Origin of the sequence: cf. Phormidesmis sp. LEGE 11477, from assembly GCF_015207105.1 — a bacterium.
Lineage (GTDB): Bacteria > Cyanobacteriota > Cyanobacteriia > Phormidesmidales > Phormidesmidaceae > Phormidesmis.
The window spans coordinates 1-26802 of the sequence record NZ_JADEXO010000057.1 but is presented as its reverse complement, the minus strand read 5'-3'; the positions used below and the strand labels follow the sequence as shown (position 1 = coordinate 26802).

22 protein-coding genes are annotated in these 26802 nt (G+C 50.8%); 8 read left to right on the top strand and 14 right to left on the bottom strand.

Annotated elements, in window-relative coordinates; translation table 11 throughout:
• Positions 1 to 8: 8 nt before the first annotated feature.
• From IQ256_RS16325 to IQ256_RS16300, 6 genes are all read left to right on the top strand, one after another.
• Complete coding sequence (locus tag IQ256_RS16325; RefSeq protein ID WP_193856612.1) at positions 9 to 359, top strand: Precorrin-3B methylase; 351 nt, start codon at positions 9 to 11, stop codon at positions 357 to 359.
• A 162-nt stretch (positions 360 to 521) separates the two neighbouring features.
• Positions 522 to 3143 carry a DUF4912 domain-containing protein gene (locus IQ256_RS16320; protein ID WP_228024960.1) on the top strand — a complete coding sequence of 874 codons (2622 nt, stop codon included), beginning with the start codon at positions 522 to 524 and terminating at the stop codon, positions 3141 to 3143.
• Positions 3144 to 3272: 129 nt separating this feature from the next.
• Positions 3273 to 4349, top strand: a complete 1077-nt coding sequence (locus tag IQ256_RS16315) for an ABC transporter substrate-binding protein (RefSeq protein ID WP_193856611.1) — start codon at positions 3273 to 3275, stop codon at positions 4347 to 4349.
• Entirely contained in the window at positions 4349 to 5245 is an 897-nt protein-coding gene (locus IQ256_RS16310; protein ID WP_193856610.1) for an ABC transporter permease, read from the top strand. The genes IQ256_RS16315 and IQ256_RS16310 overlap by 1 nt, the downstream gene beginning before the upstream one ends.
• A gap of 3 nt (positions 5246 to 5248) precedes the next feature.
• Positions 5249 to 6046: an ABC transporter ATP-binding protein gene (locus IQ256_RS16305; RefSeq protein WP_193856609.1), complete on the top strand. Its 798-nt coding sequence runs from the start codon at positions 5249 to 5251 to the stop codon at positions 6044 to 6046.
• 173 nt (positions 6047 to 6219) lie between these two features.
• Positions 6220 to 7098, top strand: coding sequence for a class II fructose-bisphosphate aldolase (locus IQ256_RS16300; RefSeq protein WP_193856608.1), 879 nt, complete (start codon positions 6220 to 6222; stop codon positions 7096 to 7098).
• Positions 7099 to 7152: 54 nt separating this feature from the next.
• On the opposite strand, the gene IQ256_RS16295 is transcribed toward IQ256_RS16300, so the two are convergent.
• Positions 7153 to 7953, bottom strand: a complete 801-nt coding sequence (locus tag IQ256_RS16295; RefSeq protein WP_193856607.1) for a hypothetical protein — start codon at positions 7951 to 7953, stop codon at positions 7153 to 7155.
• 193 nt (positions 7954 to 8146) lie between these two features.
• Between IQ256_RS16295 and IQ256_RS16290 the strand changes: the two genes are divergently transcribed.
• Positions 8147 to 8374 (top strand): hypothetical protein, encoded by a 228-nt coding sequence (locus IQ256_RS16290; RefSeq protein ID WP_193856606.1) that lies wholly within the window; start codon positions 8147 to 8149, stop codon positions 8372 to 8374.
• A 236-nt stretch (positions 8375 to 8610) separates the two neighbouring features.
• Here IQ256_RS16290 and IQ256_RS16285 read toward each other — a convergent pair whose 3' ends face one another.
• The 7 genes from IQ256_RS16285 to IQ256_RS16255 form a co-directional block, all read right to left on the bottom strand.
• The gene (locus IQ256_RS16285) at positions 8611 to 9603 is read right to left on the bottom strand and encodes a transaldolase (protein ID WP_193856605.1); all 993 of its coding nucleotides are present in this window, start codon (positions 9601 to 9603) and stop codon (positions 8611 to 8613) included.
• Positions 9604 to 9841: 238 nt separating this feature from the next.
• The gene (gene nblS / locus IQ256_RS16280) at positions 9842 to 11893 is read right to left on the bottom strand and encodes a two-component system sensor histidine kinase NblS (RefSeq protein ID WP_228024959.1); all 2052 of its coding nucleotides are present in this window, start codon (positions 11891 to 11893) and stop codon (positions 9842 to 9844) included.
• 154 nt (positions 11894 to 12047) lie between these two features.
• Positions 12048 to 13436, bottom strand: a complete 1389-nt coding sequence (gene purD, locus IQ256_RS16275) for a phosphoribosylamine--glycine ligase (RefSeq protein WP_193856604.1) — start codon at positions 13434 to 13436, stop codon at positions 12048 to 12050.
• A gap of 156 nt (positions 13437 to 13592) precedes the next feature.
• Entirely contained in the window at positions 13593 to 13754 is a 162-nt protein-coding gene (locus tag IQ256_RS16270; RefSeq protein WP_193856603.1) for a hypothetical protein, read from the bottom strand.
• Between the two features lie 158 nt (positions 13755 to 13912).
• On the bottom strand, positions 13913 to 15823 hold the full coding sequence (gene glmS, locus IQ256_RS16265; RefSeq protein ID WP_193856602.1) for a glutamine--fructose-6-phosphate transaminase (isomerizing): 1911 nt from the start codon (positions 15821 to 15823) through the stop codon (positions 13913 to 13915).
• A 133-nt stretch (positions 15824 to 15956) separates the two neighbouring features.
• Positions 15957 to 17219 carry a methanobactin export MATE transporter MbnM gene (locus IQ256_RS16260; RefSeq protein ID WP_193856601.1) on the bottom strand — a complete coding sequence of 421 codons (1263 nt, stop codon included), beginning with the start codon at positions 17217 to 17219 and terminating at the stop codon, positions 15957 to 15959.
• Positions 17220 to 17237: 18 nt separating this feature from the next.
• Positions 17238 to 18116, bottom strand: coding sequence for an MbnP family copper-binding protein (locus IQ256_RS16255; RefSeq protein WP_228024958.1), 879 nt, complete (start codon positions 18114 to 18116; stop codon positions 17238 to 17240).
• Positions 18117 to 18502: 386 nt separating this feature from the next.
• Between IQ256_RS16255 and IQ256_RS16250 the strand changes: the two genes are divergently transcribed.
• Positions 18503 to 21013: a TonB-dependent siderophore receptor gene (locus tag IQ256_RS16250; RefSeq protein WP_193856599.1), complete on the top strand. Its 2511-nt coding sequence runs from the start codon at positions 18503 to 18505 to the stop codon at positions 21011 to 21013.
• 32 nt (positions 21014 to 21045) lie between these two features.
• Here the strand turns inward: IQ256_RS16250 and IQ256_RS30070 are convergent, their stop codons facing one another.
• The 6 genes from IQ256_RS30070 to IQ256_RS16225 all read right to left on the bottom strand — a co-directional run.
• Positions 21046 to 21849 carry a TonB-dependent receptor gene (locus IQ256_RS30070; protein ID WP_255516213.1) on the bottom strand — a complete coding sequence of 268 codons (804 nt, stop codon included), beginning with the start codon at positions 21847 to 21849 and terminating at the stop codon, positions 21046 to 21048.
• Positions 21843 to 23603, bottom strand: coding sequence for a TonB-dependent receptor domain-containing protein (locus IQ256_RS16240; RefSeq protein WP_193856597.1), 1761 nt, complete (start codon positions 23601 to 23603; stop codon positions 21843 to 21845). The genes IQ256_RS30070 and IQ256_RS16240 overlap by 7 nt, the downstream gene beginning before the upstream one ends.
• 101 nt (positions 23604 to 23704) lie before the next feature.
• Complete coding sequence (locus tag IQ256_RS30065; RefSeq protein ID WP_255516212.1) at positions 23705 to 23830, bottom strand: hypothetical protein; 126 nt, start codon at positions 23828 to 23830, stop codon at positions 23705 to 23707.
• 101 nt (positions 23831 to 23931) lie between these two features.
• Positions 23932 to 24252: a thioredoxin gene (gene trxA / locus IQ256_RS16235; protein ID WP_193856596.1), complete on the bottom strand. Its 321-nt coding sequence runs from the start codon at positions 24250 to 24252 to the stop codon at positions 23932 to 23934.
• A gap of 220 nt (positions 24253 to 24472) precedes the next feature.
• Positions 24473 to 26401: a transketolase C-terminal domain-containing protein gene (locus tag IQ256_RS16230; RefSeq protein WP_193856595.1), complete on the bottom strand. Its 1929-nt coding sequence runs from the start codon at positions 26399 to 26401 to the stop codon at positions 24473 to 24475.
• 159 nt (positions 26402 to 26560) lie between these two features.
• The coding region (locus tag IQ256_RS16225) for a DNA-3-methyladenine glycosylase I (protein ID WP_193856594.1) at positions 26561 to 26802 on the bottom strand (242 nt) is incomplete at its 5' end.

The following is a 26802-nucleotide window of genomic DNA, read 5'->3' as shown; positions in this document are numbered from 1 at the left end:
AAAGCATCATGCCCAAATCAAAGCAGCCCACCGGCCCTTTAGAAGGTGAAGCCCTAGTTAAGGAAACCTGTCGTCGAATTCGAGCCGCGAAAGGACTTTGGGACGCGCATCGCAATGCCGCCTGCCGTCATGAGCGCGAAAAGGCATTAGCGCTCTATCACCAGCTAACCAAAGCGCAAAAGGATAAAATTCCTCAGCAGCTAAGGATTTGGTTGCGCTACCGGAGCGAGAAGTACTTTGGCACCCATCAAACCGCGCCCGGTCAAAACAAACGCTCTGGCAAAGGAGTTAGCAAAGGAGCTAGCAAGAGATCTGGTAAAAGCGCTGACAAGAAGAGAAAGGGACAAAATCCCTTATAAAGTCCGAATCAAGAGTCTTGCCATCTCTAAAATTGACGTTTTGTTAGAGCCGTATGTATTCGCACCTGAAAAATCGTACGGCCTTCTGAGGTAACTCAATTGACTCTCTGATGAATCACTGAGATATTAAAGTAATTTCACAGACTTTAATATCCAGGCTTTATGATGCGTGTCAACCGTTCCACCTTTGCAAAGCTCTGCTTGCTGACAGCTCTTGCTGTTCCGGTCCAGCGGTCGGCCTTCGCAACTATCGCTCAGGGTGCTCCTGAGGTAGACACGGCTCAGTGGCTAATTGCTCAGGATTCTGAAGCTGTTGGCATAGAGTCAACGCCAACGGCAACTAGCCTGGAAGGACTGACAGCGACGACGAACGCAGACGGCCTTGTCGTTATTGAGAACGCTGCGGGCGAGGTGATTGCAGGGCCTCTGATCGAGACAGGCGGACCCGTCACAGCGCTGGCATTTAGCGACGATGGGGAAATTCTAGCTACTGGCACCCAAACAGGTCAGGTTCGCTTCTGGGACATTGACGGTGAGCCGCAAGGAGATATCTTTCAGCCAGTGATTGGCGACGATAATGCGATCACAGAGCTGAGATTTGAAGATAACGAGACGCTATTTGTAGGGGCTAGTCAGGGGCGACAGGGTCTGTGGGGACTCGACGGCCTACCGCCGGGTGATGTGGCCATCGACGAGACAGGAGCACCTGCAGATATCGTCGCCGATACCGCCGAAGGCGAGAGCGAGGGAACGCCGTGGTGGGTTTGGCTGATTCCACTGATCGGAATTTTGGGGCTAGCTTGGGCGTTTTTGGGTAAGCGGCGATCGCAACCTGACCCACTCGAAGCGCGTCGGCAAACTGCACCAACCGCAACTGTTCCTCCTCCTGTAGAGGATCTAGAAAACAGTAGAGAAGTTTCAAGCAGAGCCCAGACAGTGATCTCGACCGATCGAAGGGTAGATGAGCCTAGGGGAATAGATGAGTCTAGAGTGATAGACGAACCTGGACTTGACTCGCCTGCTGCTAGTGTCCCTGACGTGAAACCTTTACCAATCCAGGAGTCAACCGACTTAGAATCTTCACCCGATCTAGAAGGCACCAATTTAGACCTATCGACCGCCTCCACCGGCCTAGGCGATACGGCTTTGGATGATACCGCTTTAGACAGCGCTCCCATATTGGGCGACGAAACGCTAGATGACAGCGCAGCGACTGATCTCGAAGACGATCCATGGGATGACGAGCTAGAGCTAACATTAGACGACGCAGACAACGTAGATGACGCAGACAACGAAGGTGACAACGCAGCGGCATCAACGCCTGTAGACTTGGCTGCGTCCATACTTGCTAACAGCCTTGAGCAGGAACCTGCTAAGAGCCCTGCGGTCGAAACGCCCGCTGTCGAAACGCCCGATGAAACCCTAGAAACCTCCACTACTGACACAGTTTCTGTTGACGCTCAACCGCTCGAAGCCCCTGCTATTCCAGTTCCACTTGCAGCGTCCGATAGCGAAACGCCGATCGCCGCAGCGTCTGCTACAGCCACCCAATCACTTGCTACCTCGCGCGGAGGAATCGAGGCGATAGAGCCCACTCGCGATACAGTCATTGCTGAGATCGAAACTATTCCTGATATCGAACCGAACCGGGAGACCATCATCAGCGATAGTGCAGTGATTTTTGATAGCGGTGCAGCAGCCTTGGCAGACTTGCCGAGTACGAGTACGGCAGTAGCAGCGACACCTGAAGAATTGATCACTAATGGAGAAACCGCTCCCTTGACTATTGAAGAGCTTGCCAGTGTAGACAGCGGTCTGACAGAGTTGCCGGAAGGATACGGAGAAAGCCGGATTGTTTTACTGCCTCGCGACCCAGAATGGGCCTATGCCTATTGGGATGTATCTAACGAGCACAAAGAACAGCTTCGTCAGCAGGGCGGTCAAAGGCTGATGCTAAGACTGTACGATGTCACCGACTTGGATATGACCACGCAAGCGCCTCACAGTATGCAGCAGGTGGACTGTCACGAGATGGCGCGATCTTGGTATTTAGAGATGCCGGCGAGCGATCGCGACTACAGGGTAGAAATTGGCTATTTGACAGCGGACGATCGTTGGCTAGTACTGGCCAAATCGGCCCCCATTCGAGTACCGCCGATCTATCCATCGGGGTGGGTAAAAGATCAGTTTGTTGCCATCGATTGGCAAGAGCAATTAGCGGGTCGTAGCTTCGGCGATCTGGGCCAGCCCTACAGCTTGGATACCGCCGGATCTGACCGAGCGAGTGACGCCACAGATCTGCCCCAAATCTATGACAATCTGTTCGCATTGACCCAGAGTCAAGAGGCGCTGCGAGTTGCCGGTTCGCTGTACGGTTCGATGCAGCAGAGCTTGCCCGGCGCTCTGTCTCCCTCAGGCGGACCGACAGGACCTAACGTTTCAGGATTAAACACGTCGGGGCTGACGATGTCTGGCATTGGATCAGGGGGGTCGGTGCTGCCGGAGCGATCGCGCAAATTTTGGCTAGTCGCCGATGCAGAGCTGATTGTTCATGGCGCGACTGAGCCAGACGCCACGCTCACCGTCGGCGACAAAGTCATTCCTCTCAATCCTGACGGCACTTTCCGCTTCCATATTGCCTTTCCCGATGGCCAAATTGACTATCCGATTCGCGCGGTAGCGGCTGATGGTGAACAGACTCGCGCCGTCCATCTCCACTTCGAGCGAGAAACGCCAGAGCGTAATACTAATACCAAAGATGAAGCCGAAGACGAGTGGTTCTAGAGAATAGCTACTAAAAATTGGCCAAGATTGCTGCCCAGATGTTTGTTCGGTGTTGTTTATACGGTAAGTATTTATACTTCTCACGCATTCGAAAAAGCTATACAGTCTCTGTTAAAGAGGAGATATCTTATGACCTACCGGCCTTACAAAATTCATCGTCGCCATGCCCTACAGCTACTAGCGGGTGCGTCTGGAGCCGTCTTACTAAAGGCTTGTAACCCCCAGAGTGACAGCCAGAGTGACAGCGCTGGGGAGGGTACCACAGACACTGCTGCCGAAGATAGCGCAACGCCTAGCCTGTCGCTGACGATGGGCAGTATTCCTTGGGCGGGGCAGGTACCTATGTACATTGCTCAGGATCAAGGATACTACGAGGAAGAAGGCTTAGACTTTGATCTGCGTTTGTTTGGCTCGGGTAGCGAGTACATGGCGGCGTTCTTGAGCGATCAGCTAGATGCGGTTGCACCTGTCACATCTGAAGCTGTCTTAATGAAATCGCAGGGCAAAGATTTTAGGATTGTCATGGTGCAGGACAATTCTGTTGGCATCGATGGCATCTTGGCTAGAGACAGCATTGCTAGCATCGAAGACTTTAGAGGGCAAAGAGTTGCCGTAGAAACCAGCGCGGTTGGCTTCTTCTTCTTGCTGCAAGTACTCAAAGAAGCGGGATTGACTAAAGACGATATTACAGCGGTCAATACCGAGCCGTCAGCCGCCGCCGCCGCCTTTCAATCAGGGAATGTCGATATCGCAGTGACCTACGCGCCTTTCTTGCAAGAAGCAGCCGATGCCACTGAAGACGGTCGAATTATCTACGATTCTTCTCAGATGCCGACGGCGATCTCTGATCTGTACGTGTTCGATACGGCCTTTGCAGAAGAAAACCCCGAGGTGGTGCAGGCATTTGTCAACGCGACGCTGCGCGGTGTTGAGTATTTAGAAGCAAACTCAGAAGAAGGCATTGAGATTGGTGCGGCTGTCTTGGAGATGGAGCCAGCGGATCTAGAGAGCGATCTAGGCGGCCTAGAGCTGCCGGATCAAGCGGTCAATCTTGAGATGCTGGCTCAGCCGGATAGCGATCTGTATCTGGGTAAGCCGCTAGCAGAACTATCCGCCTTTTTGCTAGAAGAAGGCCAAATAGAGTCGGACCCAGGCGATCTATCTACGCTGATCGATCCGCAGTTTGTTGAGGCGGCAGATGTGTAATGGCGGCTAGCCAAATACCCCACTCCTCAGATAATCGCTCGCCAGAGGATCGTCCACCAGAAGATCGAAGAGAACCAGCCTTAGACCGCCGCTATCTACGGCCTTCAGTATTCTGGAGTATTCGTCAGGGCTTTCCAGGATGGCTGCAGGTGACGCTAGTAGCTGTATCACTGGCGATACCAATCTTGATCTGGGCAAGCCTGAGCTACGGCCAGTTCGTGGACGCTAGATTCTTACCGACGCCGAGCGCGGTCATCGTGCGTGGCTTTTCGATGCTGCTAGAGGGCGATTTGATAGTCGATATCTTTGCGAGCTCGGCGCGGGTGATCGCTGGCTTTTCGTTTGCAGCGCTAGTGGGCATTCCGGTGGGCCTGGCAATGGGCACGTTCTACAGCATGGATAGTCTGCTCGGTGGATTTGTGCGAACGGCCCGCTACTTGCCGATCGCTGCGTTTGTGCCGCTGATTATCATCTGGGCGGGAATTGATGAAGCCTCTAAGATAATTATTATTTTCTTGGGGATTGTGTTCTACAACGCCACGATGATTGCAGATGCGGTCAAGTTCATTCCCAATGAGACGCTAAACGTTGCCTACACGCTAGGGGCGACTCGCTGGGACGTGGTACGGCGAGTCATTTTGCCAGCGACGCTACCGAGCATTTTAGATACGCTAAGGGTGAATATTGCCGGGGCCTGGAATTTTTTGGTGCTTTCTGAGCTGATTGCCGCTGAAAATGGATTGGGGTTTACGATTGTGCGATCGCAACGCTACCTGCAAACCGACCGCGCTATGTTCTGCATCCTGGTCATTTGCATGATTGGACTCGCTACAGATTTTGCTTTCAAGCTACTGTTTCGGCTGTGGCTACCTTGGGCCGATTCCAAAATGAGCTAGCCTATGCAATTTCCAACGACAATACCCCCTAAAGAGCAACCATCAGAGTTACCCGTTCCTAAGCTCGAAATTCGCAATCTGACAAAGGTCTTTGGTCAGGGCAAGCAGCGAATAACCGCCGTAGATGATGTCAGTTTGTCACTCGCGCCCAATGAATTTAGCTGCATTGTGGGGCCTTCAGGCTGTGGCAAATCTACGCTGCTGAGTATTGCTGCTGGGCTGAGCAAGGCAACTAGCGGCAAGATTCTGGTCGATGGTGCGCCTGTCCCTGGGCCTGGGGCCGACCGAGGCATGGTGTTTCAGAACTACACCCTGTTTCCGTGGCTGTCGGTAGCCGAGAATGTGGCCTTTGGGCTGAGGCTAAAGGGGATGGCCAAAGCAGAGCTCAATCGCCGGGTGGCTCACTATCTAGACATCGTGGGATTAAGCGGTAGTGCCAAGGCCTATCCTAAAGCGCTGTCGGGTGGGATGAAACAGAGAGTTGCGATCGCCCGCGCCCTGGCCAACGATCCTGAAGTGCTGCTGATGGACGAACCCTTTGGCGCACTTGACTCCCAAACCAAGGAGCAGCTTCAATCATTCTTCCATGACCTGTGGGCCAAAAGTCACATCACGGTGCTGATGATTACCCACGATGTAGAAGAGGCCATCTTTCTCTCCCAGCGAGTGCATATTATGGATAAAACTGGCCAGCTGCACGAAACTATCACCATTGATCTGCCCACACATCGCGAGCTAGATATGAAGTTGACCCGCGAATTCTTGGACTACAAGCGCCACATCGTCCACGCACTGCGGTGAAGATCTGTTGGTCTCGACCCAGATAATCTACCAGACTAGAACTAGCCTTAGCTGTAAACCGGCAACCTCTCCTTTAAAGAACACAACCATGCTCTTACAAAACGGAGATAATTTGTTTCTAGCTAAGCGCAGAATGCGAGAATGAGTGAGACCCAGACTCCGGTAGCGCACTCATGCTGACTTCTACCAAAGAACTTCTAGAAACAGCCCAGAAGCATTCCTATGCGGTGGGTGCTTTTAATCTATACAATCTCGAAGGTGTCAAAGCCGTCGTTAAGGCGGCTGAAGCCGATAAGAGCCCTGCCATCATCCAGGTTCTGCCGCACATACTAGAATATGGCGGATCTCCCCTAATTGCCCTCCTCCTAGAAGCAGCAGACTCGGCAACTGTGCCAATGTCGGTGCATCTAGATCACTGTGAAGATCGCGACATCATTAAGATGGCACTAGCAGCCGGAGTTCAATCAGTTTTAGCAGACGGCTCCAAATTTTCCTATCAAGAGAATCTCGCTTTTACTCGCGAGATGACCGTTCTAGCCCACGCTCAGGGAGCGACTGTAGAAGCAGAAATTGGTAGAATTAGCGGCACCGAAGATGGCATGACGGTTGCTGAAAAAGAAGCCAAAATGACCGACCCCTACCAGGCCAAAGAATTTGTAGAAGAATCAGGAGTAGACTTTCTCGCAGTCACCATCGGCAACGTTCATGGCAAATATCACAGCGAACCCCGGCTAGATTTTGGGCGATTAGCTAAGGTTCGACAACAGCTTCAAATTCCCCTGGTGCTACACGGCGCTTCTGGACTACCTGCTCTGATGATTCAACAGTCAATTGAACTAGGCGTCAGCAAATTCAACGTCAACACTGAAGTCCGACAAAAATATCTTCAGTTTTGGCGAGAGTATGGAAGAACAAATGATCAAACCGATCTGCTCGATTGTCAGAAAGTAGCAACAGGTGCAATGCAGGCAGTGATTGCCCAGAAGATTAGGCTGTTCGGCAGCGCTGGCAAAGCTCAGCATGTGGCTGAAGAGAATCATGATTCTATCTGAATCAACAAGGCACTCTCACAGGCTACTTTCTATATGCGGCGGAGATACCACTAATCACAAAAACGTCTGCAGCCCATGTTGGTGTAGGCAATCGACGAACTCATCATAGTTGGACATGAGCTCCTCTAGCGGGCGACTGTTTACTTTTTTATATTGGGTGGTCACAGCTTTAGGCGGTAGCGACAGATACTCAAAGATTCTGTCCGCCGTTTGTTGATGCGACTGCGTGCTTTCTAGGTCTTTTTCGTAAATGACTTCGTGAAATTCAACGTTAACCAAAGCCTCCTTTTCCTGCTCTTCGTATGCGGTCCTCCTATTGACCCTTTTAGTAAGCTGTTCGCATTTGAACAAAATCTTAAAGTCTTCTACTGCTGTGTCTAACTTGTGATAGTTACCGCGATGTTTGGCTACGATGTTTGAGAGAGCATGTTTTACTTTGTTTTCTCTTCGTAAATATATAATCTTCCAGCCATCTGCATATAGCGTCTGTAAAAAAGAGTTCGGATCAACAGGATTTGCTCGATCCTTCGTCAGATGAGGTAGTTTTACATGGAAAATAAAGTTACCTTGAGTTCTCTTTGAAAGTCCTGATATGAACGATATTGGAAATTTAACTTCGCCGTATCTGGTACTGAGCAGTTCTCCATTCTGGCGAAAATAGCCAGACGAACACAATAGACTTTCTAAGAAAGTGCTGCCTGTGCGGCCCTGGGCAAATATTACAACGCGAACGGTATCTGGCGGCCCTGAGGATCTTGTGTAGTTTGAGAGATAAGCATTCGCCTCCCTAAAACGACAAGTTAGCTGCTGCTTTATAGGGCCAAGAGATGCGATTACAGATTGACTGACTCTCATAAGCTATCGTAGTAATCTACTGACAAAGATATAGCAAAGTAAGGATGCATTCTTACTTTGCGAGAAGAGTTGCCTGTCGCTTTGTAAAGGTTTTAGCCGATGAGAATGTACCAAGCAACTCTTCGAAAACTATAGTATAGTTGCGGACTGTCAGGTTGACTGTGAATCGCTGAATTTTCAGTACGTTGTACTCATGAACTACCTCATCTTTTGGATTCTTGGATTCGGCACTCTCTGGGCAGGGCTGAAGCTGTTTGACGATGAAGTACTCCTAATCGTGACGATCTTTGTTGGCGCGGGTTTGGTGCTGGCAGGGCTACTCTCTTCTCCTGTGCAGCTACAAGTTGGCATTGAGGTGGTTTTGATAGCTAGCTTGTTCCATCTATGTATGGAATGTATCGAGCGGGGCGGGCGGACTTAGCTATCTTGGACTTTGTTGAATTTAGCTGGCCAAGTAGTATCGTATTGTCATTCAATTGAGATAGTTTCCGATACATGCTAGCTAACGGAGCAAAGTAGCAGATGCTATACAATAGCTGGCTTCATAAAAAAGAGTACAAAAACCCTCGGAGAAACGCAGTCTCTTTAAACGTGCTGCTATTTCTCCGAGTTCGTAGCGATCACACTAGGCTTGCACACCTAAAGCGACTCGTCTAGCTATGCAATTGCCGGTTGATCCATCTGAGCCAACCGATCAACCAATAGCTGCTCTAGCTCCTCAAGCGCCTTAGTAAAGCCCTTGATGCCCTCATCGAGCTTGTCGTTTGCCATGCGATCAGCCACGTGCATCTGATCAAAAGTTGACTTGTCAATAGACAGCTTTTCGATATCCATGTCCTTGGCATTATCAGGGCAGAGCTTGCGAGGAAGTTCGCCCTCTGTCTCAGAAAGTGGCTTTAACAACTTAGGAGAGATTGTCAGCAGATCGCAACCTGCTAGCTCTTTGATCTCGTCTATGTTGCGAAAGCTAGCACCCATGATTTCGGTCTCATAGCCAAACTTCTTGTAGTAGTTGTAGATTTCGGTGACTGACTGTACGCCTGGATCTTCAGAAGGGGGATAGCTATCACGGCCCGTGTCTTGCTTGTACCAGTCGAGGATACGACCGACGAAAGGAGAGATCAAGGTAACCTTGGCTTCGGCACAGGCAACCGCCTGATGCAGACCAAACAGCAAGGTTAGGTTGCAGTGAATGCCTTCTTTTTCTAGGATCTCAGCGGCTTTGATGCCTTCCCAGGTAGAGGCAATCTTGATCAAGATGCGATCACGACTAATACCCGCTTCCTCATACTCAGCGATCAAATCACGCGCTGTTTGCAGTGTGCCCTCCATATCATAAGAGAGCCTAGCATCTACCTCAGTAGAGACTCGGCCAGGAATAATCTCTAGAATGCGCTTACCAAAAGCTACTGCCAGATGCTTAAACGCTTCTCTAGAAACATCTTCATCGACTGCGTCCTTGCCCATTTTCTCTCTGGCTTGGCGCAAGGTTGCATCCACAATGCTTTGATACTGAGGCAGCTTGGCAGCAGTCGTAATCAGTGAAGGGTTGGTTGTGGCATCTTGTGGCGTGAATTGTTCAATGGCACCGATATCTCCAGTATCAGCGACTACAGTGGTTACTTCTTTTAGCTGAGCTAATAAGCTCATAATATTAAGCCTCCTTTAGTTGGCAATAATCTGCCCCAATTGTAGACAGCCCCTTCGGGAATAAACGTCTGCAATTAGACATCAAATCTAGAGAATATCTGTAAAACTTACGGCGCTCAGCGAATGCTAATACGAGCTTAATTCTTTGGATGTGTACAGAGATTAAAGCTTTGGCAGGCGCTTTTCTCAGTAGCGTGGAGAGAACAAAGCGCTAGATAGTGCATAGCAACTTCAAGCATTATCCCTTGATGCTCGCCTCAGAAGTCTTCTTTTCTAACGCGCCTTCGCTGGGTTCATCTATTGCCCTCTCGTCGCTCTCTTGGTGACGACTATTGGCGTGCTGGTGACTGGCGTGCTGGCTATCGGCGTGCTGACTGTCGGCCAAATGCACCTGGCCTTGCGATCGCTCATCCACTAGCTCATAAACCGGTAGATCAAACCAGAATGTCGTGCCGACACCGACTTCGCCCACCAGGTTAATCTGGCTATTGTGCTTGTCCATAATATTCTTCACGATGGATAAGCCTAGACCAGTACCTTCTAGGGTATGTACTCGGTTTTCTACCCGGAAAAATCGCTCAAAGATAGCCGCTTGGTCTTCATCATCAATGCCAATACCGGTATCGCCAATCTCAATCCGCACGTTTTGCAAAAGATTCGGCTGAGGGCTGGGCGCAAGATAGGCCCGAATCACGACTTTGCCACCAGCAGGTGTAAACTTCAGCGCATTGCCCACCAGATTGCCAAACACCTGAAGCAGTAAGTCATAGTTGCCTAAGACAGCGGGCAGCGTTGGTTCAATATCACTCTCTAGTTCGATCTGCTTGTCTCTAGCATTGAGCTGATAGGTTCGCAGTACCTGATCGATGGGCTGATGAACCTCGACGGCTGAAAATTCGTAACGGCGATTCGATTCTAAGCGGGACAGATCGAGCACGTCGTTGACCAGACGAGTCAGCCGATCGGTTTCGTTGTTAGCTGTTGCCAAAAACTCCTGGCGCTCTTGTTCGCTCAAATCTTCACCGTATTCGTGCAGCGTCTCGATGAATGACTTGATGTTGAACAGCGGCGTCCGTAGTTCGTGCGAGACGTTGCTAATAAACTGGCTTTTGGCCTCGTTGAGCGCCACTTCACGGGTGATGTCTTGCAGGGTGATGGCCATCCCCTTGACGTTGGCACGAGACTGGTCTAGTACGGTGTTTAGCAGCACGCGAATCGTGCGGTTGCCGTCTAGCAAGATGCGGAACTCACTGCTCTTATGCGCTTCGCTAATTAGCGCCTGGGCTAGGGCGGGGGCTAGCTGAGCACGAACTTCTGGCTGCAGCCCATCTAGAATGCTGCCGCTAAGAGGACCAGCCGCTTCCCATCCCAACATCCGCCGCGCCGCCACGTTCGCCAAGACCAGGTTGGTTTTAGGATCTAGTAAAATCGCCCCGTCCACAATCGTAGAAACTAGGCTTTCTAGCTTGGCTTTTTCGGCGGTGAGCTCTTCGATGTTTTGCTCTTCGTAGCGCTCTAGCCGCTCGGCCATATCGTTAAAGCTGTAGATCAGCTCGCCTAGTTCGCCGCCCAAGGGCAAATCAATCCGCTGTTTGAAATTGCCAGCGGCGATATTTTTCACCCCTGTCGATAGCTCTTTAATCGGCTGCGTGATAGTTAGGGCATTGATGACGGCACCTAGAATCACCATCACCCAAATTGAAATAAAGACAGCAACGGTCACGTCGCGAGTCAGATGAGAAGAGGCGACCACGGTTGGATTAGGCGTAATCCCCATCGCCAACATGCCTTTATAGTCGCCTTCAACGACTAGAGGAACGAAAACATCGGTAACGATGCCAGCCGGGGTCATGTGCTGACGCACTAGCGGAGAGTCGCTGCTAGCGTAGTTGGCTGGCAGTTTCATCCGCCTTCTGAGCGTGAGAGAATTTTGAACGGCGGGTTCGGAGTAGGGAATGCCGAAGAAAATTTCGCCTGCCTGATCGGCATAGAGCATGTAGCGGACGCTAGAGGTGCTTTCGTAGAAGCTGTAGGAAAAGCGGGCCAGTTCGGCGCGATCGCTCGTTTCGATCAGCGGCGCGGCGTTAGCAGCTAGCAGCAGACCCAGGTCGCGACCGAAGCGAGTGTCGTTGAGCTGAGTGTCTTGCTGAATCGTGTTGACAGCCCAGAAGGTGAGCCCACTCATAATCAAAGAGACCAGGAGCGTCGCTCCGGTCATTAGGCGCGTTTGCAGCGTAAAGTCGCTCCACCAGTTGGCAAGTAGTGCTTTGATTTTGGTAAGCAGTTGCATGACGACTTCTTTGGCTGGGGCTCTGGGCTAGATCTTTTAGGCTAGGGCTCTGGGCTGAGTCTTTGGCGATAAAAATGAACGTCTGTGAAGGTCGGTGTCTTTTTGTTAATACTATTTTAGTCGCTGGCGTTATTCTGCGCTTGCGGACTCGGTATTAGTCTTTATTACCGCCTTCATTAACGCTCTTTGGTTCGCTCTCCTTTAGCGCAGTAAAGCCTTTAATTCGATGGCCAATGTCGCGTCGATAGTAGCTGTCAGGAAAGTCGATTTTGTCGATCGCCCGGTAGGCTTTATCGAGAGCCGCTTGGAAGTTTGGCGCGATCGCACTCACACCCAAAACCCGACCGCCCGTACTCTTAAGCTGGCCTTCGCTGACCCGAGTCCCCGCATGAAACACTACCGTATCGTCTGACTCGGCGTCGTTGAGAGCAATAGAAAGCCCTTTTTTGTACGCGCCTGGATAGCCCTTTGCCGCCATCACCACACAGGCCGAGGCCGCTGCCTGCCATTTGAACGGAGGCAGATCTGCTAAGCGCTGTTCGCAGCAGGCCAACACAATTTCGTCTAGCGACGTTTCTAGCAAGGGGAGCACCACCTGCGTTTCTGGATCGCCAAAGCGACAGTTGAACTCAATCACCTTCGGATCGCCAGCAGGTGTGATGATCAACCCCGCATATAGGACGCCGCGATAGTCGATGCCTCTAGCTTTCAGCGCGTCTAGGGTGGGATCTAGAACCTCTTTTTGCACGCGGTCTAGTAGCGCTGCTGGCATTAGGGGCGTGGGTGAATAAGCGCCCATGCCGCCTGTATTAGGGCCGGTATCGCCTTCGCCAATCTGCTTGTGATCTTGAGCCGGTAGCAGCGGACGAATCGTTTGGCCATCGGTCACTGCCAAGACAGAGACTTCTTGACCTTCTAGAAATTCTTCAATCACGACGCGCTCTCCGGCAGCGCCAAACCGTCCGCTAAAGGCGGCTTCGACAGCAGCGATCGCATCCTCAGCGGTCATCGCAACCGTTACGCCTTTACCGGCGGCGAGCCCATCGGCTTTGACCACAATTGGTGCGCTCTGGTTCTGCTCACTCTGGTTTTGCGCGTCCTGGTTTTGGGCGTCCTGGGTTTGCGTGCCTTGCTGCCGAACGTAGGCGATCGCATCAGCCGCCTCAGTAAACGTCGCCGCCGCCGCCGTTGGCACATTAGCCTCAGCCATCAGATCCTTTGCCCAGGCTTTACTCGCCTCAATCTGAGCGCCATCGCGATTCGGCCCAAAGACCTTGATGCCCTGATCGCTGAGCCGATCGGCTAGCCCTTCAGCTAACGGCTGCTCGGGGCCTACCACCACAAAGGCCATATTGTTGACCAGCGCACACCGGGCTATCCCTTCTGCTTCAGTCACTGCCATCGCTACGTTGCGACAGCCAGGAAGTAGCGCCGTACCACCATTGCCAGGAATGCAGACAACCTCGGTTATATTAGGCGATTTCAGCAGCTTCCAAGCCAGTGCATGTTCACGACCACCGCTGCCAACCACAATTGCTTTCATAGAACCCAGACAACCCTGCTAGATCGACGCTCAAGATAGACTACATCTTCTTGCCTAGATCAACAAAGCCTCCTCAAGCGGTTCAGCTCAAGGAGGCCGGTAAACTTTCGATTGAGAGTTGAGCCAGCAGCTATCAACAGCAAGTCTTTTAGTCAACTAGTTTTTGTCACGCACGTCTCGGTTGTACTGAACTAATTCGTGAATACTAGAGGCGCTAGATCGCTGTTGACCAGAGGCGGCCTGGGCAACAGTAGGCACGGCAGAGGCGGCAATCACTGCTATCAGTGCAAGGCCAGTAGACAGAGTAAGGCGTTTCATGGCAGGTTCCTATTTAAGCAAAAAATGTGTTCTTTGATACTTAAACAGGATAGCGACTATGCATCAGTGCCATGCTGAGCCCATAGAAGGAAAGTGTTGAGAATGCACTGAGAAGGCGCTGTGAGTTCTCTCATAATGCAACCTCATAATGCGAACACTTACTCTACTGTCACTGACTTCGCTAGGTTACGGGGCTGATCGACATCCAATCCGCGCCGCGCTGCGATGTGATACGACAGTAGCTGCACAGGAACGACTGTGAGAATTGGTGAGAGTAGCTCGTCCACGTCAGGGACAGGCAACAGCGCGTCGAAGGTCTCTTCGGCCTCGGGCTCGTTCATTGGCACGACGCCGATCAATTTGGCGTCGCGGGCTTTGGCTTCTTGCGCGTTAGAGAGTACTTTTTCGTAGACGGTTCCTTTGGTGGCGATCGCGACAACTGGCACCTTCTCATCTAGCAGCGCGATCGGCCCATGCTTCATTTCCCCAGCCGGATAGCCCTCCGCATGAATGTAGCTAATTTCCTTGAGCTTTAGCGCGCCTTCTAGAGCAATTGGATAGTTAATGCCTCGACCAACAAAGATAAAATCTTGCGTATTAGAAAAGTCATGCGAGAGCTCTTCGACATAGCGCTCTTGACTTTCTAGCACCTGCTCTAGCTGAGCTGGAAGCTGGCGCATGCCTTCGATGATTTCGGCCATTCGCTCTGAGGAAATTGACCGTCTACGATAGGCCAGCTCCAAAGTCAGAAAGTAGAAAGACATCAGCTGCGCTACAAAGGTTTTTGTTGCCGCTACGCCAATCTCAATCCCGGCCATCGTGCCCAGCACGTGCGGAATCAGCCGACTCAAAGAGCTGTCCACCCGGTTAGTGATGCCCAGCATGCGCGGCGCGTAATGGTCGTCTTCTCGGCTAGCACTCATCTGGGTTCGGCGCGCCTGCTCCATTTCTAGAGCAGCTAGGGTGTCTGCTGTCTCACCCGACTGGGTCACGCCAATCGTCAGCGTATTTGCCATCATCGGCGCGGGTGCATAGCGAAACTCTGAGGCGTACTGCACAAACGTTGGAATACCTGCCACCTGCTCTAGCAGATATTTGCCCACTAAGGCCGCATGCCAGCTAGTGCCACAGGCCAGCACCTGAATATGCTGCAAGTCGTCTAGCAGCGCGTCTGGTAGAGCGAGCTTGATCGGAGAGCGATCGCTCTGCGTGTCCCAGTTTGTATCTAGGTAAGTTTCTAAGCAGGTACGCACCACGCCAGGCTGTTCATAGATCTCTTTAAGCATGAAGTGCTTGAACCCCTGCTTTTCGACCATGATCGGGTTCCAGTTCAGCGTCCGAGGATACTTCTTTAGTCGATGGCCACTGAATTCGTATACCTCTACGCCCATCGGCGTCAGCCGAGCGAGCTCGCCATTTTCTAGCGTCAGCACGGCCTGGGTATAGGGCATGATTGCCGGCGTATCAGAGGCACAGAAAAATTCGCCCTGGCCAAAGCCAATCACCAGCGGTGCCTGCTGCCGCACCACAATCAGCTCATCAGGAAAATCAGCCGACACCATAGCCAAGGCAAACGCGCCCTTTAGCCGATTCACCGCCTGACGAGAGGCTTCTAAAAACGGCGACTGGCCTGCAAGGATGCCTTCGGTCGGATGCTTTAGATACTCGGTGATTAAATGAGGAATCACCTCGGTATCAGTATCAGAGCGAAACTGATAGCCCTTTTCCTTCAGCTCTTCTCGCAGCTCTCTGTAGTTTTCAATGATGCCGTTTTGCACCACCGCTAGGCGCTCAGCTTCGTCGGTATGAGGATGGGCGTTGTGCTCTTCAGGCTTGCCATGGGTAGCCCAGCGAGTGTGGCCAATGCCGAGTCTGGCCGGATCTTCTAAGCCTTCTAGCTTGGTTTGCAGATTGACTAGCTTGCCTTTTGCCCTGGTGCGCTGTAGCTGACCTTCAGAAATAGTGGCCACACCTGCCGAGTCATAGCCTCTGTACTCCAGCGTTTTTAGACCTTCAATTAAAATATTGCTGGCGGTGCGCGTACCAATGTATCCAACGATTCCGCACATACAAAAGACTCCTACAGACAATGGTGTTGACTGACCCGCAGAGGTTACCCCAAGCAAGATATTTTGATACTTTAACCGATCACTTCAAAGCCACTGTGTACCATTCCTGATATCTGGCTTAGTAGTCAAAGCATTAGATGTTCGGATCGCTCAGTGCAGAATTTGTTATGAAGGTCTCGTCGGTCAGACTTTCTAAAAAGGCGATGAGATCTTGTCTTTCTGATTCTGTGATTGAGAAACCTGCGATGAAAGAACTTTTGAGCGGGTTCTCACTACCAACGCCTGCATGTGGGCCGTCGGTGATGGTCCGCCCACCTGCCGCGTAGTGGTCAATCACTTCTGAGAGCGTAGCAATACTGCCGTCGTGCATGTATGGCGCGGTTAGCTCAATATTCCGTAGGGTCGGTGCTCGAAATCGGCCCATATCGTTAGGATCGAGTGTGACTTCGGCGACGCCAGTGTTGCCCGGTGGATATGCGCCGTTGCCGTCTATGTTATAGAGCCCTGTGTTATGAAAGGCGATTTCAGTAAATCCAGATCGTTCGTGACGGGCAGAGTCGCTAAAGTTTAGGCCGCCATGACAGTGAAAGCATTCCATACGCTCGCTGGTGAAGAGGGCTTCGCCGCGTTTGGCTGAGTCTGAGATGGCCGATCTATCGCCCCCATAGCGATACCGATCGTACGGTGAGTCAAAAGAGACCATAGTGCGCTCAAAAGCTGCGATCGCCTGTGTCACATTCCGCACGCTTACCGGATCGTCTTCCTCAAAAGCGGCCTGAAACTTGGCCAAATAGTCAGGATCGTTTCGCAAGCCGTCTAACAACTCGACTTCTTTGCCAGCCATGCCTAGCTCAATCGGATCTTCGCCAAACAGGGGAATCAGCATCTGCTGCTCTAGATGCTGCATCAGCGGATTAGCCCAGGTCTGCACCGAGTTGTACGCCACATTCGTCAGGCTCATCGAGTTCAGATGGTGCATTTGCCCGGTCGCACCTGGGGAGGTCTTTTTGCCATCGGTAAACGCCAACGACTGCACATGGCAGGTCGCGCAGGAAAAATCCCCCGTCGCCGACAGACGCGGCTCGTAAAATAGGTGCCGACCTAGCTCTACTTTGGCCGCGCTCATCGGATTGTCGTCAGGCACTACTGGCTGGGGCATCCAACTAGGCAAATCCCACTGAAAGTCACCGCTGTCAGCCGCTAGCTCTGCGCCCATTGCCCGATCTAGACCAAGTGACAGGCTAAAAACCAGCAGGCCGACAAACAGCCAGCTCAGCCAGCGACGCGATCGCCTTTCTAGCAGTTTTCTAGCCAGTCGTTTTCTAGTCGGTAAAAGTTTCTGCAATACTTTGATCGGTTCTACGAGTATCGGTTCGGTGAGTAATAGCTTCCCCATTCAACCTAACAAACTTGACTATTGAACGCTAAAAACAGTTTGCTCAGTGACAGTTGGCTCAGCAACAGTTGGCTCAGAGGTAGCGCGATCGCCAAAAGGCAGTCCTAAATTCTGCATAATACCGCTACAGTCGCCATCTTCTGGGCTCGACATACAGCCAACCGCCGTGCCTTCTTGATTCTCTGATAGATTTGTCTCGGCTAATAAGGCCGCTAGATCGGTGACCACAACATTCTGAAGCGGATCAAAATCAGTCAGCACAATTTCTGCGCGATTAGGAACGCTACAGCTCACAGGGGGCTGAGCAGAATCCATCTGACAGCCAACGCTGCCTAAATGAATGGCGAAAGCCTGCGAAAGATCTGATCCGCTGGCTGAATCAGCCTCTGTTGAGCCGGTGTCCACAGAACTATTGTCTGCAGAACCAGCCGTGTGCTTGCTCGCTGCCGCATCTGACACATTCTCAAAATCTATCCGAGCAAATTTGTAGCCAAAGTTCCAGTTCCACCACATCGAAGTCAAATTCAGCGGCGAAGGCGCTAGGGTCGAATCAATATGATTTAGCGCAAAGGGAACGCCCAGCGTAAACTTCAGTCCGGTGTAGTCACCCGGCGGCACTGCGCCCACTACCTGAGCCCGCGTCTGAGAAGTGCCATTGACACAGCCGCCCGTTTTATCTTCAAAGTCGATTAGCGCTACATTCTGATGCTGCCACAGACCGTCTTGCTCTAGCACCAGCGGCACGGCATTACCCTCAGCGTCCATCAGCGCTACTTCCGATACATAAAATCGAAAGTCTAAAGGCGTCACCAAACTATCGGCTGAGCCCAGGCGATACGTGTCGCCGCAGGCAAAAGGCTCACCGCCCACGCTACTCTCGAACTGGATTGTCACCATCTGACTATCAGTTGGACTTTCGACCGCTTTAGCCGCTAGTTGACTAGAAAGAAAAGCGACAGGGAGAACAAAACTGGATGCTATAGCAGACCTAAGAAACAGCTTGAAAGATGTTTGTCTAGCTAGACCGTTGAAACTCATGAGTAAGCGCAAGCTATGGGGCAACTTTTTAATCTACATGCGAGAAGCAAGTGGGTGCAAACGACAATAGGTCAAGTTAAATCTTAAGCTAGATTTCCATAATCACTTCCCTATTCGACCTAGCTTTGAGTGCTATTAAACTCTCTTTTACAAGTCTCCAAAAAATCAGAAAAAACAAAGTTACGTAGCAAATAGAGCGCCTCAACCACGTAGAATGACTGAGATAACAGTGTGCGGCAGTGAATATGGCTCGATTGTTTGGACTGCTTGGCTGGGGAATGCTGGGATGGATGGGTTTGTTTTCGGTGGTGATGACATCGGCTGCGATCGCCCAAGAAGATTCTCTATCATCTGATCTGGCTCAATCCAACCGACCGCCGTCTAACCTAGTGCCAAACCCGAGACAAATTGTTGGTATACAGCTAACGACTACCGACGACGAATTGACCCTGCAGCTCACGGCCAACAGTCCCCTCTCGGCGTCTGAAACTTCGTCTATTGACAACGCCTTAATTATCGAGATACCAAACGTCAGGCTAGCGACAGAAGAGGAATTTTTTGAACAGTTTAATCCCACAGCGGATATAGCCCTTGTGCAGGTCACTCAGATCTCTGACAATCGAGTCAGAATCACGGTAACAGGGAGCGATGCCCTGCCAGAAGCAGCGGTTAGAACAAGAACCGCAGGGCTCACGTTGGGGATAACGCCTGGAATTGCGGGAAACGCCTCAGAGAGCGACAGTGAGGCGCTAAGAATAGTAGTTTTAGAGGATATTGACGAAGGCTACAATCCGACTGATTCTAGTACGGCTATAGGTATTGATACGCCGCTTCGAGATACGCCTTTCTCGGTTCAAGTCATTCCTCAGGCAGTAATCGAAGACCGGAATGTTGTGGAACTAGGAGAGGCGCTAGAAACGGCTGGCAGTGTCGTCAGCGCGGGCGGTAGAGGCGTCAGCCGAGACGGTCCCAACTTTTTGATTCGAGGGTTTCCAGTCGTTGATAGCATCTTCCGCGATGGCATTGCTACTAGCTCACTAGCATCGATTGGCACTGAAGACATTGAGCGGGTCGAAGTGCTACGGGGGCCAGCCTCTATTCTATTTGGTCAAGGAGAGCCGGGTGGCATTATCAATTTGGTGAGCAAGCGGCCCCTAGACGAGCCGTTTTACTCGGTTTCGGCCAGTGTTGGTAACTTTGATACCTATCGCGGTGCGATCGATGTTTCTGGGCCTTTGAATGAACAGAAAACTGTCAAGTATCGGCTGAATCTGTCGTATGAAAATCTGGGCAGCTTTCGAGATTTCGTAGATAGTGAGAGTTTGCTAATTTCTCCTATTGTTACTTGGGATATTAGCGATCGCACCTCCTTAGAATTTTACGGGCGATATGCCTACGACCAGGAGACCATAGACAATGGCATACCCGCCTCCGGGGATGGCGTTGTGGATATTCCTCGCAGCCGATTTTTAGGAGAAAATTTTGCCGAATTCACCCAAAATCAGTTTAGTCTTGGCTATCGGCTAGATCACGAATTTAGCGAAGACTGGTCGCTGCGACACGCCACTCAGTATTTCAGTTTCGACCCAGAAAGGTTTGGACCGCTCTCTGTAGCCTTCAACGAGGAAACTGGAGACTTAGCTCGCTTTGAATACTTTGCCGACGACCAGGAAAGGCAGTTTTTTACGAATGTCGAAGCGATCGGTCGCTTTAGCACGGGTTCTGTTGAACATCAGCTTTTAGTAGGGACTGAGTATCGTCGTGATTCAGAATCACCGTCTTTCCAGTTTGGACCGCCTTACACGTCCATCAACGTATTTGATCCGGTATACACAGAAGAACCCTACGACATTAATCCTGATTTCTTCCGCGATGGCATCACCAATAACATTGCCTTCTACCTTCAAGACCAGTTAGAGATCATCCCTCAGCTCAAGCTCATAGGCGGCTTACGCTACGACCTAGTTAGCCGCAGGATATCAGAGGAAGACTTGGACGAGCCTAGACAAGACGATTTCGACTTTTCCGACGAGGCGCTTACGCCTAGATTCGGAGTAATATACCAGCCGATAGATCCGCTCTCACTCTACGCCTCATACACCGCTTCATTTAATCCTTCTACTGGCGTCAGCCGCAACGATGACGACTCAATTTTCGAGCCTGAGACCGGACGACAGTTTGAAGTTGGCGTCAAAGCCGATTTACTAGACTCTTTGAGTCTAAATTTTGCTGCTTTTGATATTCGTAAAAAGAATGTTCAGGTGCCCGATCCTGATGATTTTCCTTTTTCGAGGCAAACAGGCGAGCTAGCCAGCCGAGGTATCGAACTCAATCTAGATGGAGAGATTCTGCCGGGATGGAATATGACAGCGGCCTATACCTACCTCAATGCTTTTGTCAGCGACGATACGAGAGCAGACCTGGTTGGTAATGATTTTGCCAATGCGCCTGAAAATCAGTTCAGCCTCTGGACGACTTACGAAGTTCAACAGGGAAATCTTGAAGGATTAGGAGCTGGGCTAGGATTGTTCTATGTGGGCGATCGCCAGGGAGATCTGAACAATACTTTCACCATGCCAAGCTACCTACGCACAGATGGCGCTTTATTCTATAAGCGGAACAACTGGCGATCGCAGCTCAACTTTGAAAATCTGTTCAACATCAACTACATCGATTCTTCTACCTTTGGCTTTAGAAGCAGAGTCAATCCAGGCGCGCCCTTTGGTATCACAGCAACCTTCTCAATTGAGTTCTAGAAAACAGAAAAAATAAAAGTTAGCGATAATCATTAAAACTCCATGCGATATTGAACCCCAAAGCTCGCTGGTGCCCCATAGGTTGCTGTCACGAGAGACCCACCGAAGAACGAAGCTTGAGTTGTAAATGGTCTAAAGTCGAACAAATTATCAGCAAACAAATAGAAGCCATTTCGTTCATTGAATTCATAGCCAGCTCTAGCGTTCACTAACACAAAAGGGCTCTGTCTTAGCGTGTTGCTATCGTCGAAGAAGGTGGTGCCAAATCCCTGTAGCTCTAGCCTGCCGAACAGACCATCGCCAGAACGATACTGCGCGGCCAAGTTGAGCGTATAGTCCGGTGAATAGGTGAGACGATTCCCGGTAAAGTCGCCTAGATTAGGATCAACATAGTCGGTGTAGGTCGCATCGATTAGGCCCAAGCCAGCCGTTAGGTCAAGACCGTCAACTGGTCTAGCTCGCAGCTCAAATTCGAGGCCATTAATAGTGACGTCGGCATTATCGACAAAGCCAAAAAATCCGGTAGCTGGATCGGTTGAAGGCACCTGAAAGTCTCTAATCGGGTTGTGAAAGATAGAAAGATTTGCTGTCAGCCGATCTTGGAAGAAGGAAGTGCGAATTCCCGCTTCATAGTTCCAAGACCGTTCTTCATTGAAAAAGAGCTGCTCTGGCACTGTGGCCCTAAAGTTTACGCCCTGCGCCCTATAGCCCCGAGACGCCGAACCGTAAAGCATGATATCCGGCGTGGCATCGTACTCTAAGGCAAAGCGCGGCAATAACTCGCTGCCGTTGTTACTTTCATTGGTGAAGAGGCTGTCATCAGGTGCCCCTAGCAGGGCGGAATCTTCCAGCGTGTATTGAAAATCTCGTAGCGTAGTCCGGCTGTCAGCGTCACTGGATCAATCGGTCGATAGCTCGCTTGACCAAACACAGCGTAGGTTTCTTCATCTAGAATCGAGCTGGCTCCACTCAGGCTAGGTCCACCAGCATCTACTCCGAGGCGAAGCCCATCTTGATTAACATTAAAGTCACGGTCTTCAAAGTAAGCCCCGACCAGCCACAAGAAGGGCCCATCCTCGGCAGCAGACTGCAAACGCAGCTCCTGACTTATCGTTGAAGAATCGATGTCGACTACCTGAGCAAACTGATCGAGGATAGTGCCATCAGAATCATTTTCGAAGGCTTGCCCAGAAAATCGCCGTGCGGTAATCGAAGTAAACCGTAAGCTAGGATTCTCATAGTTCACGCTCAGCGACTGGGCATTAGTGTCTAAGTTGTTGAACCCTACGGTATTAGCGTCTGTTTCTGAAGGATCTTGGCCCAAATCAGGACGACTGATCGGCGGAGTGCCATCGCGATATCGGTTGAAAGAAGCATTTAGTAGCAAATTCCAATTATCAGAAGGCTCCCATAGTAGCTGGGCGCGACCGCTGCCCCCAGATTCAAAGTCAATATCGTCTCCAGTATCTGTGTTGATCAAAAAGCCTTCTCTCTGTTTGAAATCACCAGAGAGTCGATAGAAAAGATTGTCTTCGATAATTGGACCACTGGCGCTGGCTCTGATATCTGGGCTGATGAAGTTGCCGAGAGAAGAGGAGACTCTGTATTCTGGCTCGTTGGTTGGCTTGCGGGTAGTGATATTGACGACGCCTGCGATCGCATTGCGTCCATACAGCGTAGATTGCGGACCGCGCAATACTTCTATCTGATCTAGATCGCTCAGATCTAGATCGAGAAAGCCCGTATAGTCGTAGGGCACATCATCAATGTAGAAAGCGGCTGAATCTCTAGAAAGAAAGTTTAAATTGCTCAGACCCCGAATGCTGTAGAGAAGAAAGTTTCGTCCGGGCGTGTAGGCGGTGAAGTTTGGCGTCGATCCGGCAATCTCTTCTAAGAAGGTGATGTCATCATCCTCAATTTCTTCAGCCGAGAAAGCAGTTAAGCTGATTGGCACATCTTGGACTTCGTCAGGGCGTTTCTCTGCCGTTACGATCAGTCGCAAAGGACTATCAGCATCGCTGTCAGCGCTATCCGCAGGTGACTCACCTGCAGTCTCACGATCGCTCTCGCTGCCGATCGAAAAACCAGTGGCGCTAATCGTTAATTGCTGCGAGTCAATCGAAATCGCTGTGCTTGGCGGCACCTCACTGCCAACAATTCGTACCTGCACCTGCTGCGGATTAATCTGCGTAACTTCAATGCGCTCTACACCTGTAGCTGGTGACTCTAGCCAAAAATTCTCACCTGTAGACAAAGACAGTACCGTATTGTCGAAGTCGGCCACAAAAGCGTTGCCATCGATGGCAGTGAAAGGCGCTAGCAGCCTGCCCCCTGGCGCTTCTAGAAGAAGATCAATACCATCATCGTATTCGACGATAAGGATGTTGGTTATCTCAGTCAGCTCAGGCTGCTGACTAAACTGCTGTCCAAACTGCTGTTCAAGCTGTAAACCTAGTGGCGAGAGCGGTTCTTCTAATGGCTCTTCTACTAGAAATCGAACGAAAGACTCTTCACCGTAGGTCGCTTCTGCCCTCGCCGCTATCAGCACACAGATAGCGGCAACGGTATACCCGAATGCCTTTATTTTCAAGAAGCTGACCTGTTGTTTTTTTATACCTAGACTACTATTCTCTGCGAAAGGAAAACCTGTCAATTGACAGGCCGTCTAGAAAAAAACAGGATGTAGAAAAGCTAGTGCGAGATAAACCCAACCAGCAGAAGCGGCAGCAATAGAGCCGCTACTAAAATCGCAAACAGGGTTTCTGGCGGCGTCTTGATTAGGTTCGGATCTTCTTTCTTTTTGTTTGGATTATCCATAGATAGCCTCTGGTCAACTTACACTTTCAAATCTCGCTGTTCTTAGCCAATGCTCGAACATATAGAAAAGTCTATGGGTAAGAAATCTACAGATAAAAAGCCTACAGATAAGAATTGACTGCTTCACTGAAGGTGGAGTAAGGCTTAACACCGATGAGCGTATCCACTAACTCACCATTTTTAAAGAACATCACAGCAGGAATGCTCTTGATGCCAAACCGACTAGCAACCGCTTTGTTCTCATCTAGATCGAGTTTAGACACGGTTGCTTTTCCATCGAATTCTTCTGAAAGCTGATCCATCAGTGGTGCCACCAGTTTGCAAGGGCCGCACCAGCTAGCGGTGCAGTCCACCACCACCACAGAATCTTCTTTAATCAATGTATCGAATGCGGCTTCGTCAGCTATATATTCTGCGCTCATGGTGTGATCGCTCCAAATTTCATCTCAACATAAGGATCATACACCTGTAGCCAACCGACTCCATCCCCACATTGTCAGCTTCACCAACATCTCCCAAAGCAAAGCCCTCCAATTTATACAAACCGAAGGGCTCTAGAATCAAGGTCTCACGATCTCAGCGCAGACTCTTATTCTTCAGTAATCCGACTTATAGCTTTCCGCGCTTTGCTATACCAGAAATCTACTTCCCAGCCAGCTTTTTCACCTTCTGCATGATGCTCTCAGGATCTAGTCCCTGGTGATAGAACTGTTCCCAAAGACCGCCGCCCCCTTCTTCATGCGTACCCGCATGAGCAAACTTAGGCGTATAGCCGCGCTCTAGCAGCCAAGTCCCATAGCGAGCACCCAAACCAGTCTTCTCGTTGAAAGATTCGACCACCATCACCAGCGGCGAATTACCGACTTTCTCTAGCATCTGCTCATCGACGACGTTGAGCGTAGACTTGTTGATTAAGCCAATGCTCAAGCCTTCTTCCTTCAGCCGCTCTACCGCGTCTAGAGCACGATACAGACCATCACCAAAGCTGACGATGTAGCCGTCAGTTCCCTCGCGAACAACATCGTCTTTACCAGGAACAAAGGTATAGTCGCCGTCGTATAGGGTTTTACCGCCGTCATCTTGCAACATTGGCACTTTTGCGCGAGTTGAGAAGATGAACCGTAGACCAGGATCATGGAAGACCTTTTCTACGCAAGCCTTCATCTGGTGCGCGTCCGCTGGGAAATACAAACGGGTTTCGTAGCCGTCGTCTAGGCCATTGTCGGCAAACATATTATTGATACCAAAGTGGCAGGTGTTATCTGCCATATCATCGATACCAGAGTGAGAAAAGTGGCAAAGCAGATTGGCTTTGTTCAGCCTTGCCATCGTGATTTCAGAAATACACATTTCTAGAAACGCACTGAAGGTAGCAAAGATACCCTGCTTGCCTTCGGCCATGCCAAAACCTGCTGCCGCTGAGAGGTTGCCGCGCTCCATGATGCCGCCGCTGACAAAGATTTCGGGATACGCCTTGTGAATATGGTTTAGACCACAAGAGCCTTCTAGGTCGCAGTCAACTACCAGCACCTTCTCTTTGCGCTCGGTGTCGCTCATCTTGCCTAAGACTTCTACCGTCGCTTGCCCAAAGACATTACGGTTAGAGCCGACTTCGTCGCTAGAGCCTTTAAAGTCGTAGCTATGCTTTGGCTTTTCAATTGCCTTGAGATAGTCAGCGGCTTCTTGGCGACCGTGCTTCTCTAGATATTTGATCGCCAGGTCGGTGGGAATCACGTCGTGGCCGTGAGTGCTGCCTTCCAAGCCTTCGATGCCGACGGTCATGGGGCGCTTGCAGATGACTGCAATTGGGCCGTCAGTTGCGATCGCCTCGCAGATATTCGCGTACAGCGCATCAATATCTTCACCGTCATTCACTAGCGTCTTGATACCGTGACCTTCTAGCGTTCTTTGCACGCTGTAGCCGCCTAGATACTCAGAGGGGTGACCTGCGATCGTCACGTCATTATCGTCAATGATCAGCTTGACGTTGATACCCTGTGCCGCTGCCAATCTAGCCGCTTCTGCATCATCGCCTTCCTGCTGCGCCCCATCAGAGCCGAGTAGGAAAGTTGTCTTACCAGGGTTTGCCAGCGCCACACCATTCACAAACGGCCACATATGACCCAGCCGACCCGAGCTAAACTTCACCCCAGGCGTCAGACCTAGCTCTGGGTGACCCGGTAGCTTCGAATCCGCCGCCCGGTACTTCACTAGCTCTTCAGCAGGCAGATCGCCATTGAGCGTCGCCATCAGATACTGCGTACCGACTCTGTGACCCGCTTCATCAAAGAAAGTCGGCACGAACTTGTCAGGATTGCCCCGGAACAGCGCATCCAAAATCATTACTTCAGGCACAGTGTCATAAGGACCACCCGTATGGCCGCCCACACCCCGCGCACCGCCAGTGGCTGTGAAGAAAACGATAGTCTCGCGGCAAAGCTGAATATTCGCTTTGAGCGCGTCGCGCTGTTCGTCGGTCAGCTTATTGTTAGCAGGATCGAGTGTAATTCGATTGTAAGCACTTAAATCAATGGGAAAAGCAGATTTGGGCTTAGCTTGGGTTGCTGTCATTGAGCTATTTCCTAAACACATCTATCTCTTTTAAGCCTATGAAGCGTTCGATGCAGTGAGCAGCGTTTTCAAAAAAGGCTTAGAAAAAGTTAATATTTCCATTCTCCCTGATCATGCCGCTGCGGTTAAGGGCAAAACCAAAATTTGTGACCCAAGCTACTAAACCTCATCCCCTATCCCCGTCCCAACACCACCCGGTCTGATGAACGCCTGTCTCAACTTCTCAGTGCGCGATCGCCACTCACAGCCCTCCACATGATCATTCACCATCCCCATCGCCTGCATAAACGCATATGCCGTCGTCGGGCCGATAAAAGACCAGCCGCGTTTTTTTAGATCCTTACTCATGGCTACTGACGCAGGCGTCTTACTAAGCGTCATCAGCGTCTCGTAGTCAAAAG